The 16,301-nt window shown below is 60.8% G+C and carries 15 protein-coding genes and 2 pseudogenes; 12 read left to right on the top strand and 5 right to left on the bottom strand.

Going from position 1 to position 16,301, the window contains the following annotated elements; genetic code table 11:
• Nucleotides 1–374: 374 nt before the first annotated feature.
• From HZR81_RS21885 to HZR81_RS21905, 5 genes are read right to left on the bottom strand one after another with little or no spacing between them, the layout of a single operon-like run.
• Nucleotides 375–1,784 carry a protein kinase domain-containing protein gene (locus HZR81_RS21885; RefSeq protein ID WP_500129257.1) on the bottom strand — a complete coding sequence of 470 codons (1,410 nt, stop codon included), beginning with the start codon at nucleotides 1,782–1,784 and terminating at the stop codon, nucleotides 375–377.
• A gap of 59 nt (nucleotides 1,785–1,843) precedes the next feature.
• Nucleotides 1,844–2,422, bottom strand: coding sequence for a hypothetical protein (locus tag HZR81_RS21890; RefSeq protein WP_230678826.1), 579 nt, complete (start codon nucleotides 2,420–2,422; stop codon nucleotides 1,844–1,846).
• Entirely contained in the window at nucleotides 2,415–4,100 is a 1,686-nt protein-coding gene (locus HZR81_RS21895; RefSeq protein WP_500129258.1) for an ATP-binding protein, read from the bottom strand. The genes HZR81_RS21890 and HZR81_RS21895 overlap by 8 nt, the downstream gene beginning before the upstream one ends.
• Complete coding sequence (locus HZR81_RS21900) at nucleotides 4,097–5,239, bottom strand: hypothetical protein (RefSeq protein WP_500129259.1); 1,143 nt, start codon at nucleotides 5,237–5,239, stop codon at nucleotides 4,097–4,099. Before HZR81_RS21900 ends, HZR81_RS21895 begins: the two co-directional genes overlap by 4 nt.
• Before the next feature lie 3 nt (nucleotides 5,240–5,242).
• Nucleotides 5,243–5,749: a hypothetical protein gene (locus HZR81_RS21905; RefSeq protein WP_500129260.1), complete on the bottom strand. Its 507-nt coding sequence runs from the start codon at nucleotides 5,747–5,749 to the stop codon at nucleotides 5,243–5,245.
• 44 nt (nucleotides 5,750–5,793) lie between these two features.
• Between HZR81_RS21905 and HZR81_RS21910 the strand changes: the two are divergent.
• The 12 genes and pseudogenes from HZR81_RS21910 to HZR81_RS21965 form a co-directional block, all read left to right on the top strand.
• Nucleotides 5,794–7,638 (top strand): annotated as a pseudogene (locus tag HZR81_RS21910) (conjugal transfer protein TraG); the annotation flags it as partial.
• Entirely contained in the window at nucleotides 7,635–8,069 is a 435-nt protein-coding gene (locus tag HZR81_RS21915) for a CopG family transcriptional regulator (RefSeq protein WP_253167523.1), read from the top strand. The pseudogene HZR81_RS21910 and the gene HZR81_RS21915, both read left to right, overlap by 4 nt.
• A 59-nt stretch (nucleotides 8,070–8,128) precedes the next feature.
• A complete protein-coding gene (gene trbB / locus HZR81_RS21920) occupies nucleotides 8,129–9,097 on the top strand; it encodes a P-type conjugative transfer ATPase TrbB (protein ID WP_340065386.1) in 969 nt (322 codons plus the stop codon).
• The gene (locus HZR81_RS21925; protein ID WP_197444638.1) at nucleotides 9,069–9,410 is read left to right on the top strand and encodes a TrbC/VirB2 family type IV secretion system protein; all 342 of its coding nucleotides are present in this window, start codon (nucleotides 9,069–9,071) and stop codon (nucleotides 9,408–9,410) included. Before trbB ends, HZR81_RS21925 begins: the two co-directional genes overlap by 29 nt.
• The gene (locus HZR81_RS21930) at nucleotides 9,407–9,679 is read left to right on the top strand and encodes a VirB3 family type IV secretion system protein (protein ID WP_048329034.1); all 273 of its coding nucleotides are present in this window, start codon (nucleotides 9,407–9,409) and stop codon (nucleotides 9,677–9,679) included. Before HZR81_RS21925 ends, HZR81_RS21930 begins: the two co-directional genes overlap by 4 nt.
• Before the next feature lie 10 nt (nucleotides 9,680–9,689).
• Entirely contained in the window at nucleotides 9,690–12,119 is a 2,430-nt protein-coding gene (gene trbE / locus HZR81_RS21935; protein ID WP_500129261.1) for a conjugal transfer protein TrbE, read from the top strand.
• Nucleotides 12,116–12,850, top strand: a complete 735-nt coding sequence (trbJ, locus tag HZR81_RS21940) for a P-type conjugative transfer protein TrbJ (RefSeq protein WP_500129262.1) — start codon at nucleotides 12,116–12,118, stop codon at nucleotides 12,848–12,850. Before trbE ends, trbJ begins: the two co-directional genes overlap by 4 nt.
• 12 nt (nucleotides 12,851–12,862) lie before the next feature.
• Nucleotides 12,863–13,054: a hypothetical protein gene (locus HZR81_RS21945; RefSeq protein WP_500129263.1), complete on the top strand. Its 192-nt coding sequence runs from the start codon at nucleotides 12,863–12,865 to the stop codon at nucleotides 13,052–13,054.
• Complete coding sequence (trbL, locus tag HZR81_RS21950; RefSeq protein ID WP_500129264.1) at nucleotides 13,051–14,211, top strand: P-type conjugative transfer protein TrbL; 1,161 nt, start codon at nucleotides 13,051–13,053, stop codon at nucleotides 14,209–14,211. The genes HZR81_RS21945 and trbL overlap by 4 nt, the downstream gene beginning before the upstream one ends.
• 12 nt (nucleotides 14,212–14,223) lie before the next feature.
• A complete protein-coding gene (gene trbF, locus HZR81_RS21955) occupies nucleotides 14,224–14,931 on the top strand; it encodes a conjugal transfer protein TrbF (protein ID WP_500129265.1) in 708 nt (235 codons plus the stop codon).
• Nucleotides 14,928–15,914, top strand: a complete 987-nt coding sequence (trbG, locus tag HZR81_RS21960) for a P-type conjugative transfer protein TrbG (RefSeq protein WP_500129266.1) — start codon at nucleotides 14,928–14,930, stop codon at nucleotides 15,912–15,914. Before trbF ends, trbG begins: the two co-directional genes overlap by 4 nt.
• A 2-nt stretch (nucleotides 15,915–15,916) precedes the next feature.
• Nucleotides 15,917–16,301: pseudogene (locus HZR81_RS21965) on the top strand (TrbI/VirB10 family protein); the annotation flags it as partial.

Raw genomic sequence — 16,301 nt, forward strand, 5'->3', positions numbered from 1 at the left:
CCCCCAAAAGTCCCCACACTGCCACGCGCGGACCGGACAAAAAAAATCCAGTCACCGCTAAGTAACTGGATTTCCTAGGGAATTTTGGTCGGGACGGAGTGATTCGAACACTCTACCCCTTGCACCCCATGCCGGAGGTCGACCTTATAAAGCATTGATTTTACTAGGGTAATTTTGAGCGCTCGCTGCAGTCACTGCTCTACGCTATCCGACGATTTTCAACGATTCCCCGCAAAAGTCCCTGAGAGAATCTAAGTACCCTGACATCAAACGGTCGTCATGACGAAGAGAGTCGCGCCTCGTCTCGTTTCGCCAGATTCAACGCCATTTTCACCCTCTCGCCACACATATAGCATCAACGCAGCGCCATTCCGTTACCATAGCCCTAGTTCTTGGTAACGTTGCCGCTTAGCACTCAACTCCGCCGAGTTACTGACCACACGCAAAGCATGCTTTAAATATCCAACAGCGGCGGAGTAGTCGCGCATCTGCTCACAAACCTGGATCAGTCGGATTAGAACTTGAGGTTTGCTTGGACACTTCCTATTAATCACCTCAAGTGCTGAGCGGGCACCTGGAAAATCAGCCTCTAAACCGAAAAGCGTTGCGCGCAAAAAATCAAGCTCTAACGACTCGCCACCCTGATTTTCAGAATCTTGAATAAGATTTTTTGCAAGTCCAGTTTTGCGCAAAGTCAAAAACGCCTTAATACCTAGCAGCCGAATTAACTGCTGGTCTCCCCCCGGCGAATTACTTTTGTATTCTCGGCAAAATACCTCCTCGAACTCGAATAGCCTGTTTGCCCGATATAGCGCATTAAGTTGTTGCAGCAACGCAGCGGAATCGTGGGTACGGGCGAACTCTTCTTCCGCAACTCTTGCCGCCTTTAGGTAGTCTTTTGTCTCCAGAGCTTCGACAACTGATGTCGACCAATCAACCGAAGCCTGCCCGCCAAATGGCGTTATGGAATACTGGGGCGCGTCTAATTGTTGCTGCCTCGCCAGCTCAAAAGCACTGCGAAGCGAAGCAATGTCGTGATATCGAGCGGAGGGGACCCTTTCCATGCACCTAAGGATTAAGGCGTCAACCATGGGTACGATGTTGGCGTTGATTTCGCTGGGGCGCTTAAATGGCGCATGACGACGCACTTGAGATGGCGTGTCGTGAGGGAGCTGTCCCGTTAGCAGTTGATACAAGAGGACACCGAGACTGTAGATGTCGCCTCTCAGCAAGTCATCAAAAGTCCCCTTACGTGACACACTGTCGGAAAATTCTGGTGCAGCGTACAGAACAGTGCCGCCGTTCTCTCTAGTTCGAACATAAATTTCTTCTGGCAGAGCGGAGCTACCGAAGTCAGTCAACTTCACCAAATCTCCCGCGCCCACAAGAATATTGTGCGGCTTGATATCGCCGTGTGAGATAGGTGTCGGCAAGGTCGCCAAAAAACCAACTGCGTCGAGCACCTGCGCGTAGATGTCAAACAGGCGCTCAAACGTATTTCCAAAATTCTGACTTCTCTGCTCAAGCTTTTGGGCAAGACTTTGGCTCGGGAAGTACTCCATTTCGATGAAGAACCATTCGTTCTCCGGTGGAATTCTCCCCATATCGCAAATCCGAACAATATTGGGATGTGAGTCTATTGTCAGTAGCTCTTTCCCTTCAGCCAGCAGACGATCATCCTTTGTCAGATCTTTAGGAATCTTCACTGCGACGATGGTACTGTCCGATAGCCTCTCCGCCCGCCATACCCAACCATGACTGCCGTCACCGAGGCATTCAAGCAAGAGATACCTATCCCCTAAGCGCTTATTAGTTCCCGGCAGAAAGTGTGCGGATTTTATATTCACAACAACCTCTCACAGCGCATTTGTTTGAGAAGCAGCGTTCCACTGCACTCAATTTCAAAAATAAACCGGCTGAAAAGAACTGCTGTATTTCGAAGTGGCGGCACCTGCGCACCAACCGACGATTTGAAACCTTGACGACATCGCTGTGCAAACACTTCTTTATTTGGCGCGGAGACAACTCCTTTGTTCCATGCCGAAAGGATTAGCACAGAGGGGCCATCACCCCATCTCATCGATGCCTCCAGTAAATTACAAAGCTTCTCGTCAAGCTTCTTTTGTCCCCGATCGGTACCATCGAACCGTTCAAACTCAATCAAGACATCAGGTTTGCGTTGCGTTCGACTAAACCAGGTTGAGTCGGCCCGAATGTCTGCCCCATGCGTCATCGGCACCGGACATTCCGCCACCGCCATAAAGCCAAGCTCAGATCCAAGCTCATTCCAGGCACTGCAACCCAAGCTGTGCACCAATACATCCTCGTCACGAACGCCCCAGCTCGACAGCATGGGATAGCTGCGATCGACAAACTCCAGAGTGGACATTGCGGAACAAATGCGCGCTGGAAGGTCAGTCACCAAAACTCCCCCAAACGCGCAGCACTTCAGGCGACTCACCACCGTGTATCAGTGCCTTGCCACCAACTTTAACTAGTAGCGATGCCGGAATAGATCGACCACAGACCAAGGCCTCACCCGTTGATAAGTTTGGCAACTCATCCAGGTCAGCCTTACTTACCATGTCAGATGCTTTTGCGATAAACCGCTGGTCATCCGGGTTCTTTAGACGCATGGTGATCAAGGTATTGCACTGCGACGTCACGTCAGCATCGAGCTTCGATGGGCGCTGGCTAACGATGGCGAAACCAACACCGAACTTGCGACCTTCGCCGGCAATTTTCTTGATGATTCGATGGCTGACGGCATTCCCACCAGCTGGCGCGAAATTATGTCCTTCCTCATAAACCAGGAAACAAGGACGTAGAGGATCTGTTTTGCTGGAGGCTGCGCGCAAGATTTCACTGGAAAGCAGTGCGCAGATTACCTGTTTGGCCGTATCACTCAATCCTTGCAGATCGATCACAACAAGTCGTCCTTGCTTATTCGAAGGACGCCCTATCATTTTGTAGATGTCGGTTGGAGCCGACATGGCAGCAGAGTAAAAGCTTTGCGCTTCGTTGAGCACCCGCGACAGCTTCATCGATGTCACAGCGGCACTGCGTCCATTCAATGCTTTGCCTTCTGCCTCGGAAAGGTCATCCCACTCACGCAACTCTTCGATACCATCTCCGAGAAGATGTCGAAGGCGATTGATGTCCCGCGGCTCAGTCTTGTCGGCTGTCCGCCAATAGCGCAACGCAACATCAAGCACCCTCTGTTGAGGTTCGGTCAGCCCGGGCAGAATTTCTGCCACATCATCCATTTCAAAGTGATCGAACTGCAGCGCAAGCTGGACGTTTTTGCCTGCGTACTTGTGTTTGAATGATTCATTTTGTGGCGTGTAAACATGGATGCCTGCTCCGGCTTCCTGCAATCGCTCCAAGGTTTCTCGAATTTTAGGTAGTGCCGCACGATCGCGTCCGTCTTCGCTCTCCGCTAGACCTCCCGTGAAATTCAATTGTCCCTTCGCCAGGGCCTTTCCATACTCACCATGCGGATCAAAAACAACTACGGTTCCGTTGTTCAACGCTACCAATCGCTCAATGATGCGGCCAACGGTGTAGGACTTTCCCGATCCCGTCATCGCCAGTACGGCCATGTGCTCAGTGACCAGTTTGTTTACGTCTAAAAAGACTGGCACCGTGTTATCGCCGCGCTCATAGCCAACCAGATTACCCAGGTGCAAACTGGTGTGTTCGTTGAACTCGTAGAAGTCGCTTAGAAATTGGAAGTCCACCGTTTCAACGGCAGCACCTGGGTCTAGCGGGCGGCGTGGAATTTTTATCTGGCGAGAAACCGGATCGCGATAGCCGACCAGTTTGACATTTGCGTAGAGGTTCTCGCCTGTGACACTGGCACCGGGGAGCAACTCAAGTTCAGTTACTCCATCACCAAATCCAGCGTTGAACAGCATATTGGTTCGGGTAATCCTGGTGACTCGCCCAAGCACAGGGACCACGCTTTCATCCGCGCGCTCCTGATGCATGATGCGGACAAACTCTCCACGACGAACGGAAAAGGAATCCTGAACCACCATAGTCAGCTGTGCCGCATCGCCGGTGTTACCGACCAGCTTTCCAAGTACCTTGTGTTTCATGATTCAAACCCCTCATCGAGACCGGATAACCACGTGCTTTCCACGTCGTTACTCCGCAATGCTTCATTTAGCCCCTGCCGGTAGTAGGCAGCGAATTTTTCGAGAATATTGAGTTGCTGCCGACTGAGTAGCTGCGGTAATGGCATGGATTTTTTCTGGCTTTGCATGTCCAGAATCATCAGTCGAGATGCCACGGTATCTAACAAGGCGGAATTCCAGTCCGACTCTTCGCCAGCCAATTGAGCCATCTTTATTTGACTTGCACGCGCACTGCGGAAGTGAAAGCCGATAACGCCTTGGCTTACTTCACTAGCTGGTTCCATTCGGGAGCGATTTTCAGTCATCCGAAAAGCAATAGTCCGGGTGAAGTTACCCAATATTCCATTGATAAAACGCGTATCACCAATGCCGCTCAGTCGAGCCTCTAGGCCTTCGAGCATGGCGGCCGATTCCGGTGCAAAACCATCGTTGATCAAAATGTGCTTGCGGCCGTCTTCAGTTCGTAAGTCCTGACGAGCGATACTGACAATGGCAGAGAATCGCTCAGCCAGAATGCTAACGAGCACAGGACCTTCCGGATTCCATGGAAATAAAGCTTTCCGGTTTTTCTGCCAAAATTTTTCAATTACATCCCTGGTCTTTTCAAACTCGGCCCAATGCCGTGCATTTCGCTTCAGAGGCACCATTTCCCGGTCGATGAACAACGGGGTGTCGATCAAAATCAAGTTGGCAGAACCACCCTGTTTTAACAGTCGCTCGACAAGGGCGTAGCAGTGCCTCATCTCCACCAAGTCCAAGCGCTTTCTCTGGGCTTCGAAATCTATGTCGTCTAACTCTGATACTGAATCGGACCCAGCTGTGCCGACCTTATTTTCCTGAATGGTGAGATCTGTCCGCACAGCTGCGGATGCGTAGATAAAGCCCCCCAGAGCACGGTGAATGCATGAGTGACTCGCAATTCCTGAAACCGTGAGGTTGACGACAGCTGGCCGCTTGACACCCTTAACTAAGCCGGCATCCCGAAATATGGGAGCCACATGTTCAATATCACGAATCTGTTTGAGCAAACGCCCCGCACTACCCGGCAATCCCAGCTGACTATCAATAGCCAATGCTTGCGCAAGAGTTTTTGCTTTCATTGGCTAGGCCTCATTTCTCAAGCTTTCGGCAAATGCCCAGTATCTACACCCCATCAGATAGACTAATCCCTGCTCAGTTAATCCATGTTCATTGATCAATCCGGCATTTCTAAGGCGAACCATGCTTTCCGGCAAATCGAAGCTGGCCAAGTTCAACAGCGGCACGGCATATGTCTTCAACCTGGTTAGCATGCCCTCAGCTGTCGCGACATTGAATCCGTAGCAGCACACCAACACGGTGACATCCTCCGGACGTATAGCATCATTTTCTTGGGGCTTTATTTCTTCGGCGCTAACAGAGGGCAACCCACAATGCCGCTCAATATTGGCCAGAAAGTCATGAACCAACGACGCCTGATCCAACAAACTGATGGACCAAAGCGGTAGCGTTGTGGCAGCGATCAGGCCGCTATTGGAGTGTGCCTTCCAATAGCGTGTATGGCCGGTCAGTTCCCCCGGCGTCATTTCCCCTGTAAAAGCGCCATCTATCCCACGCAGATTGAACGCCACCTCGCCCTCTAGCATGCTCGCAAGCGATGCCTGTTTGGCGGCTACCGGTCTATCACCCCTGGCGTTTGTTCGAGTGGTGGTTCGTCTTCGATGCTTATGCGCCGGAAGTCTTCAACGTCGGCGGTAGCATCGCCGCTTTCAGTAGCCTGCTGGCGTTGGTGGTGGCCATCGGCATGGCGATCTGGCGGGCGCGCCAGACGCGCCGGGTCACCACCTACGGCTCGGCGCGCTGGGCCGATGCGGATGAGGTGCGCCAGGCCGGCCTGACCCAGCCTGCGGGTGTGTTCCTCGGCCAGTTCGACGATCGGTACCTGCGCCACGAAGGCCCCGAACATGTACTGACCTTCGCGCCTACGCGCTCGGGTAAAGGCGTCGGCCTGGTGGTACCCACCCTACTCTCCTGGCCCGCTTCGGCGGTCATCCACGACATCAAGGGCGAGAACTGGAGCCTGACCGCGGGATGGCGTTCGCGCTTCTCCCACTGCCTGCTGTTCAACCCCACCGATCTGGCCTCGGCCGCCTACAACCCGCTTCTGGAAGTCCGCCGTGGCGCCCACGAGGTGCGCGACGTGCAGAACATCGCAGACATCCTGGTCGATCCTGAAGGCGCGCTGGAGCGGCGCAACCACTGGGAGAAGACCAGCCATGCGCTGCTGGTCGGCGCCATCCTGCACGTGCTCTACGCCGGCCAGGACAAGACCCTGCGCGGCGTTGCCAACTTCCTCTCCGATCCGGCCTGCACCTTCGAGCTGACCTTGCACCGGATGATGACCACGCCGCACCTGGGCGATGCACCCCATCCGGTGGTGGCCTCGGCCGCTCGGGAGGTGCTGAACAAGAGCGACAACGAGCGCTCGGGCGTGCTCTCCACGGCCATGTCCTTCCTCGGCCTGTACCGGGACCCGACGGTGGCCGAGGTCACCTCGCGCTGCGACTGGCGCATTGCCGACCTGATCTCGGCTGAGCATCCGGTGTCGTTGTACCTGGTGGTACCGCCCTCTGATATCAGCCGCACCAAGCCGCTGATCCGCCTGATCCTCAATCAGGTCGGCAGGCGCCTGACCGAATCGCTCGACGGCTCCGACGGTATCGAGCGTCGGCACAAGCTGCTGCTGATGCTCGATGAGTTTCCGGCGTTGGGGCGACTGGATTTCTTCGAGACGGCCCTGGCCTTCATGGCCGGCTATGGTCTGCGCGCCTTCCTGATCTCCCAGTCGCTGAACCAGATCGACAAGGCCTACGGCCAGAACCACTCGATCCTCGACAACTGCCACGTGCGAGTGACCTTCGCCACCAACGACGAACGTACCGCCAAGCGCATCTCGGAGACCCTTGGCACGGCCACCGAGTTGCGCGCGCAACGCAACTACGCCGGCCACCGTCTGGCACCCTGGCTGGGCCATCTGATGGTCTCGCGCCAGGAAACCGCCCGCCCGTTGCTGACTCCGGGCGAGGTGATGCAACTGCCTAGCGACGAGGCCGTGGTGATGCTCTCGGGCCTGGCGCCAATCCGCGCGAAGAAGCTGCGCTACTTCACCGACGCCAACTTCCAGAGCCGGGTGCTGCCCGCGCCGCGCTTGCAGCCAGGCCGCTATGCCGACGCGCCGACGCCACGCGCGGATGACTGGAGCGGCCTGGTCGTACCTGCCGCCATCGACGCTTCGCCGGCTGGCCTGACCGATGACGAGACCGTCGACGGCGGCGGCCCGAACATTCAGCCCGAGTTGGCGGAAGTCGCCCAGTTGCCGGATCACGACGAGCTGGCCAGCGACCTGCTGCTGCTCGACGAGGACGACATTCCCACGCCCTTCCTCACCCAGCCGGATCCACGCCTGCAGCGCGTAGCGCGGCTGGCCGCCCTCGACCCTGACGATGGAATAGCCCTATGAGCCGAGCCCGCCTCAACCTGTTTATCCAACCCGAACATGCCAAGCGTCTGAACGAACTGGCGATCACCAAGGGTGTGTCGAAGTCCTCGATCATCGCCGCAGCACTGGCTTCCTGGCTGTCACCCGAATCCGGCGAGCAGCGCGAGGTGGCCATGGCCAAGCGTCTGGACCGGCTGTCGCGCCAGTTCGAGCGTCTGGAACGCGACCAGCACATCCTGATCGAGACCGTGGCGCTGTACGTGCGTTACTACCTCACGGTCAGCACACCGGTGCCCGAGGCGCATCAGGACGCGGCACGCGCGCAGGGCAAGCTGCGCTTCAGCCAGTTCGTCGAGCAACTGGGGCGTCACCTGCAGCGCGGGCGCAGCCTGGTCAGGGACGTGCAGGAAGAGGTTCAGGCAGAGGCCCTGGTTTCGGGAGAGCGTCCATGACTGTTGCCTCCTCCCCAGTGCTGAGCGTTGCGGCAACGGCCCTGGAGCGGCGCACGCGCATGCTGCGCACGGCGATGGGCCCGCAGATCGCTGCTGCCCTTGACGACCCGGACGTGGTCGAGGTGATGCTCAATCCCGACGGCGTGCTTTGGCTGGATCGCCTGTCCGCCGGCCGCTCCCATCTGGGCACCCTGGCAGCTGCCGACGGTGAACGAATCATCCGCCTGGTGGCAGCGCATGTCGGCCAGGAGGTACACCGCAACAAGCCTCTGCTGAGCGCCGAGTTGCCAGGAACTGGCGAGCGCTTCGAAGGTGTACTGCCGCCAGTGGTGGCAAGCCCCACCTTCGCCCTGCGCAAACGCGCAGCCGGCGTCATTCCGCTGCAGCAGTACGTGACCGACGGCATTCTCAGCGCTACCCAGGCAGAGCACCTGCACGCGGCCGTACGCGAGCGACAGAACATCCTCGTGGCCGGCGGCACCAGCAGCGGCAAGACCACTCTGGCTAACGCATTGCTGGCCGAAGTGGCCGGCAGTGGTGACCGTGTACTGGTGCTTGAGGACACGGTCGAGTTGCAGTGCCCGGCCCTCGATCACGTTGCCCTACGCACCAAGCCCGGCGTGGTCTCCATGGCTGATCTGGTGCGCAGCACGCTGCGTTTGCGCCCCGATCGCGTGGTGGTCGGCGAAGTGCGCGGCGGCGAGGCGCTGGATCTGGTCAAGGCTTGGGGCACCGGCCATCCCGGCGGTATCGCCACTATTCATGCCGGCTCTGCACTGGGCGCACTGCTGCGCCTGGAGCAACTGATTCTGGAAGTCGCCCTGACCGCGCCGAGGGCGTTGATCGCCGAGGCGGTCAACCTGGTGGTGTTTCTATCCGGGCGTGGCCACACGCGCTATGTCCAGCAGATCGCCCGCGTTACCGGCTATGACGAGCGCGGCTATCAACTCACGTCCATCGCCCCCGCATTCATTCCTTCGCTTACTCAGGAAAACAGCCATGACTGCCTGCCATCCCCGCGTTGCTAATCGTCGTCGCCTCATCGGCGCCTTGATGCTCGGTGCCCTCTGCCTGGGCTCCTCCCTGCCTGTGCTCGCAGCCGGCTCCGGCATGCCCTGGGAAGGACCGCTGCAATCGATCCTTGACTCGGTACAGGGTCCGGTGGCGCGCATCATCGCAGTGATCATCATCATTACCACCGGCCTGACGCTGGCCTTCGGCGATACCAGCGGCGGCTTTCGCAAGCTGATCCAGATCGTCTTCGGCCTGTCGATCGCCTTCGCCGCGTCGTCGTTCTTCCTCAGCTTCTTCAGCTTTGCCGGCGGGGCGGTGATCGCATGAACGGCCAACGCGAGCTCATCCCCGGTTTCGAGGTGCCGCTGCACCGTTCGCTGGCCGAGCCGATCCTGCTCGGTGGCGCGCCGCGCAACGTGGCGATCCTCAACGGCACTCTGGCGGCCGTGGTCGGCCTGGGCCTGCAGCTGTGGCTGCCTGGCTTGGCGCTCTGGCTGGTCGGCCACTCGCTGGCGGTCTGGGGTGCCCGCCTGGACCCGCAGTTCCTGCAGGTGTTTGCCCGGCATATCAAGCAGCCGTCGCTGCTGGATGTGTGAGGAGGCCGCCATGCTGAATCTCACCGAATACCAGCGCCGCCCCGCCCAACTCGCCGACTGGCTGCCCTGGGCCGGGCTGGTCGCGCCCGGCGTGGTGTTAAACAAGGACGGTTCGTTCCAGCGCAGCTTGCGCTTTCGTGGGCCGGATCTGGACAGCGCCACCCAGGGCGAACTGGTGGCGACCTCGGCACGCCTGAACAATGCCCTGCGTCGCCTTGGCTCGGGCTGGGCGCTGTTTGTCGAAGCCGAGCGCCTGGCGGCAGCCAACTACCCTGACAGCGACTTTCCCGAACCCTTGTCCTGGCTGGTGGACGAGGAGCGTCGCGCCGCCTTCGAGGCGCACGGAAGCCACTTCGAGAGCAGTTATCACCTGACGCTACTCTACCTGCCGCCCGAGGAGTCGCGCTCGCGCGCCGCCGGCCTGCTCTACGAGCACAGCGCTCAGCGCGGCGTCGACTGGCGCGAACGGCTGGCTGCCTTTGTCGCCGAGACGGATCGTTTCTTCGACCTGCTGGACGGGGTGATGCCGGAGCTCGCCTGGCTCGATGACAGCCAGACGCTGACTTACCTGCATGGCACGATATCTGTCCACCGCCAGAGAGTGGCTGTACCCGAGGAGCCCTTCCACCTCGACGCCCTGCTGGCCGACAGCCACCTGACCACGGGCCTGGCGCCGCGTCTCGGCGAGCAGCATCTGCGCATGCTGTCGGTACGTGGGTTCCCCACCGCTACCTGGCCGGGCGTGCTGGACGATCTCAACCGCCTGGGCTTCGCCTATCGCTGGTCGACCCGCTTCATCTGCCTGGACAAGGACGAGGCCGAGAAGGAACTGGTGCGCCTACGCCGGCAGTGGTTTGCCAAGCGCAAGGGCGTCCTGGCGCTGCTGCGCGAAGCGATCTTCCAGCAGGAAAGCCCGCTGCTCGACAGCGACGCCGCGAACAAGGCCAGCGACGCCGACGCGGCGTTGCAGGAACTCGGCGCCGATCAGGTCGCGTTTGGCTATGTGACCGCCACCGTGACGGTGAGCGATGCAGACGCCCAGGTCGCCGACGAGAAGCTGCGCCGTGTCGAGCGGGTGATCCAAGGCCGCGGTTTTGTCACCATCGCAGAGAGCCTCAACGCGGTGGAGGCCTGGTTGTCGTCGATCCCCGGCAACGCCTACGCCAATGTCCGCCAGCCGCTGATCTCCACGCTCAACCTCGGGCATCTGGTGCCGGTCTCGGCAGTCTGGGCTGGCCCGGCACGCAACGACCATCTGGATGGCCCGCCGCTGGTGATTACCCGCACCGATGGCGCGACACCGTTTCGCCTGGTCACCCACGTTGGCGATGTCGGCCACACCCTGGTGGCTGGCCCTACCGGCATGGGCAAGTCAGTTCTACTGGCGACCCTGGCATTGCAGTTTCGACGCTACCCGGGCTCGCGCCTGTTTCTGTTCGATATGGGGCGCTCGCTGCGCGCAACGGTGTTGGGCCTGGGTGGCGAGCACTACGACCTCGGCGGCGATGGCGAGCTGGCCTTCCAGCCTCTGGCGCGCATCGATCAGCCGGGATACCGAGCCTGGGCCGCCGAGTGGCTGGAGGCTCGCCTGCTGCAGGAGGGCGTGGCTATCGGCCCCGAGCAGAAGGCTGCGCTGTGGACGGCGCTGGACAGCCTGGCCGGCGCGCCCGAGGCGCAGCGCACACTGACCGGCTTGTCGGTGCTGCTGCAGGACAACGCCCTGCGCCAGGCACTGCAACCCTACGTGCTGGGTGGTGCTCATGGCGCATTGCTGGATGCCGATCAGGATCGGCTGGGCAGCGCCGACGTGCAGTGTTTCGAGATGGAGGAACTGATGCACAGCAAGGCGGCGGTGGCTGCCGTTCTGAGCTACCTGTTCGCTCGCTTCGAGGAACGTTTCGACGGCGCGCCGACACTGCTGATCCTCGACGAGGCTTGGCTGTTTCTCGACGATCCGCTGTTCGCCGCGCGCATCCGCCAGTGGCTCAAGACCCTGCGCAAGAAGAACGTCAGCGTCATCTTCGCCACCCAGTCGCTGGCCGACATCAAGGATTCCAGCATCGCTGCGGCAATCATCGAGAGCTGCGCCAGCCGCATCTTCCTACCCAACCCGCAGGCGGGCGAGCCGCAGATCCGAGGCATCTACCAAAGCTTCGGCCTCAATGACCGGCAGATCGAGATCGTCGCCCAGGCCACGCCCAAGCGTGATTACTACTACCAGTCGCGCCTGGGCAACCGCCTGTTCGACCTCGACCTGGGGCCGGTGGCGCTGGCCTTCGCCGCCTCGGCCAGCCCGGCCGAGCAGCGTGAGATCGACCGCATCCTGCAGGCGTCCAGCGCCGCCGCTTTCGCCTCTGTCTGGTTGCGTCAACGTGGTCTGGACTGGGCCGCCGACCTGCTCACCGCTTATCCCTCATCACACAAGGAGTGCCTGCCATGAGATCCCCTGCCCACCGTTTTCCCGGCGCAACGTTGCTGGTACTGGGTCTGCTGGCCTTGAAGCCGGCCAACGCCTTCACCGTAATCGATCCGACCAACCTGGTGCAGAACACCTTGACCGCAGTACGCACCCTGGAGATGGCGAACAACCAGGTTCGCCAGTTGCAGAACGAGACCCAGATGCTGCTGAACCAAGCCCGTCATCTGCAGCGACTGGACTACAACGTGGTCAGCCAGTTGCGCACGAGCCTGGCCAATACCGAGCGGCTGCTCGCCGAGGCGCAAGGGCTGGCCTACGAAGTGCAGCGCCTGGATCAGGAGTTCAGCCGACTCTACCCGAACGAGTACACCGGCGACGTCAGCAGCCAGCGCCTGGCAGAAGAGGCGCGGGAGCGCTGGCAGCAGGGCCTCGACGGGCTGCATACGGCGCTGCGCGTGCAGGCACAGGTGACGCAGAACCTGGCCGAGGATGAAAGCGCCTTGGCGGCGCTGGTCCAGCAGAGCCAGTCCGCGGGTGGCGCCTTGCAGGCGGCCCAGGCCACCAACCAGTTGCTGGCCTTGCAGGCCAAGCAGTCGATCCAGGCGCAGCAACTGCAGATCACCCAGAACCGCGCCGTCGCCCTGGAGCTTGCCCGTCAGTCTGCTGCGGCCGAGGAAGCACGCGAACGGCGGCGCCGATTTATGGGCAACGGCACGCCCTACACCCCCTACCCCGTGCAGTTCTATCGCTAAGGAGGCGGCTTCATGAGACTCCTGACACTGCTGCCCCTGCCGCTGCTGGTGCTGGCCGCCTGTGGACAGACTGACAACGGCGTCATGGCTCGGCAAGAGGATGCGCCTGAACGCTTCTACTCGGGCGGCGCCCATCCCGGCGAGTTTCTCCGTCCTGCCGACCTAACCGCCATACCAGCAAGTTTCGACGAGGACGTGCCATGAACGACGTCAGCGTGATCGACCGTTTCCTCGAGGTGTTCGGGCTGTATATCGACACCGGCTTCGGGCTGCTCGGCGGCGAGGTGGCCTTTCTCACCATGACGCTGGTAGTGATCGACATGACCCTGGCCGGGCTGTTCTGGGCCATGGGTGGAGAGGACGTCAGCGCCAAGCTGATCCGCAAGACCCTCTATGTCGGCGCCTTCGCCTTCATCATCGGCAACTTCAACATGCTCGCGAAGATCGTCTTCAACTCATTCGCCGGGTTGGGTCTGCTGGCCTCAGGTTCTGCGTTAAGTCATGCGGAGTTTCTGCAGCCGGGACGATTGGCTGCAATTGGGGTTGAGACCGGAGGGCCGCTGCTTGAGCAGATCAGCAGCCTCAGCGGTTTTCCCGAAGTCTTCAGCAATCTGCATAGCATTTTTGTGCTGTTTCTCGCCTGGCTGGTGGTGATCGTCAGCTTCTTCTTTCTGGCCATTCAGCTGTTCGTGACCTTGATCGAGTTCAAGCTGACCACCCTTGCCGGCTTCGTGCTGGTGCCCTTTGCGCTGTGGAACAAGACCGCCTTTCTCGCCGAGAAGGTGCTGGGCAACGTGGTGGCGTCCGGCATCAAGGTACTGGTGCTGGCGGTGATCGTCGGCATTGGCAGCGGGCTGTTCGCCGAGTTTCAGGCCGTACCGGACGAGCCCTCCATCGACCATGCGCTGGTGGTCATGCTCGCCTCGCTGGCCCTGCTCGGCCTGGGCATCTTCGGGCCGGGCATTGCCAGCGGGTTGGTCTCCGGCGCACCGCAACTGGGTGCTGGTGCAGCTGCCGGTACCGCGCTCGGCGCGGCGGGCATGGCAGCAGGTGCTGCCGCGCTGGCAACAGGTGTCGGCGGTGCGGTATTGGCCGGTGCACGCATGGCACCCAGTGCGGCGCGCGTGGCGATGGGCGGCGCTGGCTCTCTGGCAGGAGCCTCTTCCGGCGCTGCAGCAGGTGGCGCCCCCGCCGCGTCCGATCCTGCTACTGCTCCAGCCAAACAGCCCGACTGGGCCAGGCGCCTGCAGCGCAGGCAACAACTCTCACAGGCCACCAGCACAGTCGCTCACACCCTTCGTGGTGGCGATGGCGGTGGTTCATCACCCGGGCCGCAGATCCGCGACCCATCGAATTCGTAAAGGAGGACGAGGATGCGATTCAGACGTCCACGGGTGCGCTACAGCGACACCCCTCAACCGGCCACCCCCTACCAGGCAGCGGCACAGGCCTGGGACCTGCGCATGGGTAGCAGCCTGGCGCAGGCACGCAACTGGCGGCTGATGGCCTTCGGTTGCCTGGGCCTGGCGCTGCTGATGGCCGGCGGTCTGGTCTGGCGTTCGGCGCAGTCGACGGTGACGCCCTATGTGGTGGAGGTCGACAACCTCGGCCAGGTGCGCGCCGTCGGCGAAGCCGCCGGCCCCTACCAGCCCCAGGATGCGCAGATCGCGCACCACCTGGCGCGCTTTATCGAGCAGGTGCGCTCGCTGTCGATCGATCCGGTGGTCGTCCGGCAGAACTGGCTGGAGGCCTATCACTCCACCACCGACCGCGGCGCGGCCACCCTCAACGATTATGCCCGCGCCAACGATCCCTTCACCCGAGTCGGCAAGGAGTCGGTATCAGTCGAAGTCACCAGCGTGGTGCGTGCCAGCGACAGCTCCTTCCAGGTGCGCTGGATCGAACGCCGTTTCGTGAATGGTTCAGCCGCCGGCCTGGAGCGCTGGACAGCGGTGATCTCTCTGGTACTGCAGCCTCCGCGCACCGAGGAAAAACTGCGCCGCAACCCACTCGGCATCTACGTCAACGGCCTGTCCTGGAGCCGTGAACTGGACACTGCGGAAGGAGCCAAGAAACCATGAAAACCTCCCTGAACCTTTCTATCTGCCCTCTGCTGCTGAGCGTGCTGGCCGGCTGTGCCAGCCAGCAGCCGCCAGTGATCGCGCTGGATGAACCGGTAGAAGCGCAGCGCCTGCCGGAACCGCCCAAGCCCATCGAGGTAGTGGAAGTACCCAAACCCCTGGCCCTGCCCGCCCAGCTCAAGCCACTGCCGGAAACTCAGCGCAGCAAGCCGGTCAAGGAACCGGCCGACGAGCGCGTGCGGGTCTCGCGCGCCAATCGCGATGCTCGGGTAGCGCCGAGCCGCGAGGGCTATATCAACGCCATCCAGGTGTGGCCCTACTCCGATGGTGCGCTGTATCAGGTGTACGCCAGCCCGGGGCGGGTCACGGCGATCAACCTGCAGCCTGGCGAGGAGCTGGTCACCGTGGCCGCCGGAGACACCGTGCGCTGGATCGTCGGCGATACCACCAGCGGCAGCGGCGATGAGCTGCGCACCAGCGTGCTGATCAAACCGACACGGGTCGATCTGAAGACCAACCTGGTGATCACCACCACGCGCCGCACCTACCTGGTCGAGCTGAGTTCAACCGAACACGCCTGGATGGCTTCGGTGTCCTGGGACTATCCGAAGGATCGCATGCTCGCCCTGCAACGCCACGCTAGTGCCGCCCAGGCCGCGGCGCCGGTGGACGCCGGCCTGGCGCTGGAGCAGCTGCGTTTTCGCTATGCGATCAGCGGAAGCAATCCACCCTGGAAGCCGCTGCGCGCCTTCGACGACGGCCGCAAGGTGTATATCCAGTTTCCGGCTGGCATCGCCCAGGGCGAGTTGCCTCCGCTGTTCGTGATTGGCCCGGAAGGAGACGGACAACTGGTCAACTACCGCTTCCGCTCGCCCTACTACATCGTCGACCGTCTGTTCGGTGCGGCCGAGCTGCGCCTGGGCGCCGACAAGGGCGACCTGGTGCGGATCGAGCGCACCGACGGCGTGGCACGGAGGCCCTGAGCATGACGGCCAAGAACAACGACCAAACGGCAGGAACCTCGCTACCGCTCAAGGAAGCGCCGGAGTCGCTGGAGCTGCGAGCCAAGCCTCGCCCGGTCACTCGCCTCAATCCGCGCATGCTGGCCGTAGTGGTCGGCGGCCTGTCGGCTGCGGTGCTCGGTGCCATGCTGTGGTCGCTGCAACCACAGCAACGCCGTCAGGGCGCAGAGCCGAACGAGCTATACAACGTCGACCGCGTGGCACGCTCCGAGGGGCTGGAGCATTTGCCAGCAGACTACTCGCAGTTGCCGCCTCCACCTGCCCCCGAGATACCGCAACTTGGCCCACCGTTACCCGGCGATCTGGGCGGGCCAATCCTCAGGGCGGAGCAGCAGGCGCAAGGTTATG

The sequence above is a fragment of the Pseudomonas sp. LM13 genome (assembly GCF_041381355.1).
Lineage (GTDB): Bacteria > Pseudomonadota > Gammaproteobacteria > Pseudomonadales > Pseudomonadaceae > Stutzerimonas > Stutzerimonas frequens.

What these genes read in the sequence shown, in the direction of transcription:
- trbG (WP_500129266.1), top strand. Translation starts at nt 14,928, where the DNA reads ATGAAAACCTCCCTGAACCTTTCTATCTGCCCTCTGCTGCTGAGCGTG.
- HZR81_RS21925 (WP_197444638.1), top strand. Translation starts at nt 9,069, where the DNA reads ATGACTGCCTGCCATCCCCGCGTTGCTAATCGTCGTCGCCTCATCGGC.
- HZR81_RS21895 (WP_500129258.1), bottom strand. Translation starts at nt 4,100, where the DNA reads ATGAAACACAAGGTACTTGGAAAGCTGGTCGGTAACACCGGCGATGCG.
- HZR81_RS21900 (WP_500129259.1), bottom strand. Translation starts at nt 5,239, where the DNA reads ATGAAAGCAAAAACTCTTGCGCAAGCATTGGCTATTGATAGTCAGCTG.
- trbL (WP_500129264.1), top strand. Translation starts at nt 13,051, where the DNA reads ATGAACGACGTCAGCGTGATCGACCGTTTCCTCGAGGTGTTCGGGCTG.
- trbE (WP_500129261.1), top strand. Translation starts at nt 9,690, where the DNA reads ATGCTGAATCTCACCGAATACCAGCGCCGCCCCGCCCAACTCGCCGAC.
- trbJ (WP_500129262.1), top strand. Translation starts at nt 12,116, where the DNA reads ATGAGATCCCCTGCCCACCGTTTTCCCGGCGCAACGTTGCTGGTACTG.
- trbF (WP_500129265.1), top strand. Translation starts at nt 14,224, where the DNA reads ATGCGATTCAGACGTCCACGGGTGCGCTACAGCGACACCCCTCAACCG.
- HZR81_RS21945 (WP_500129263.1), top strand. Translation starts at nt 12,863, where the DNA reads ATGAGACTCCTGACACTGCTGCCCCTGCCGCTGCTGGTGCTGGCCGCC.
- HZR81_RS21915 (WP_253167523.1), top strand. Translation starts at nt 7,635, where the DNA reads ATGAGCCGAGCCCGCCTCAACCTGTTTATCCAACCCGAACATGCCAAG.
- trbB (WP_340065386.1), top strand. Translation starts at nt 8,129, where the DNA reads ATGCTGCGCACGGCGATGGGCCCGCAGATCGCTGCTGCCCTTGACGAC.
- HZR81_RS21930 (WP_048329034.1), top strand. Translation starts at nt 9,407, where the DNA reads ATGAACGGCCAACGCGAGCTCATCCCCGGTTTCGAGGTGCCGCTGCAC.